This is a genomic window from Vibrio sp. 704, from assembly GCF_033339295.1.
In genome coordinates this window covers 1-905 of record NZ_JAWOUH010000200.1, presented here as the reverse complement: position 1 = coordinate 905, position 905 = coordinate 1, and the positions used below count along the sequence as shown (strand labels likewise).

The 905-nt window shown below is 42.9% G+C and carries 1 protein-coding gene; it reads right to left on the bottom strand.

The genetic code is table 11. The features are described 5' to 3' along the window. A partial coding sequence (locus R7R24_RS25440) for a GGDEF domain-containing protein (RefSeq protein ID WP_318119881.1) occupies nucleotides 1-905 on the bottom strand: 905 nt, incomplete at both ends.

The window sequence follows — 905 nt, the reverse complement described above, 5'->3', positions numbered from 1 at the left end:
CATCGGCTGCGCGAATCAAATCGGTGTACGTACTCATGTTTTCTGTTCGTTCTGCAACACCAACACTGATGCTCCCTCTCCACGGTTCATAACACGTTGGAACGAGCATTTGAGACACCTGTTTTCTTACCATTTCCGCAACATATAACCCGCCGTCCAATCCTGTGTCTGGACAAAGAACAAAGAACTCATCACCTCCCAATCTGCACACAATATCATCGCTACGAAAATGATATTTAAGTGCCTGTGCAAGCTCGATTAACACCAAGTCTCCGGCCTCATGCCCACACGTATCATTGACTTGTTTAAAATAATCCGCATCAATCATGATACAAACCAAAGGCAGTGTTTTTTGCTCCGTGTCATCCCAAAGCTTTTTCAACGTTTTGATTGCACTGCGTCGATTAGGAAGTTGAGTTAATGAGTCCGTTAATGACAGTGCTTCCAGCTGCTTATTTGCCGTTAACAACTGGTTCGTTCTTGCTTCTACTTTTTCTTCTAATTCCAAATTGAGTTTTAAGAGATCACGATTACGTTCGGACACTTGAGAAAACAGCGCATTGAGTGCTTCTAGTAATGGCTCGGTAGACGCGTTAGCTTGTTGCTCTTGTTCGCGATAAGCTTCTAAAGGAGAAACGCCTCGTTCGATGGCTTTGATCTGTTTCGCCATATTTTGATCGATGCCGAGAATGTGGTACGCCAACCAATGAATGAGAAAATCCAACAACTGCTCCGCTGATTGCCGATTATCTTCGTTAATAAAACTTTGCATGCTGACAATATCGCCCATAAAAGTGCGATGTACTTGAATATGCTTTTGGAGATGCTCGTGATGAATCCCCACTTCTCTCATTAAATTTTCCTCTTCTTTGAAGTGAAATTCGGCGTAACGAGAGAGTTCAAAT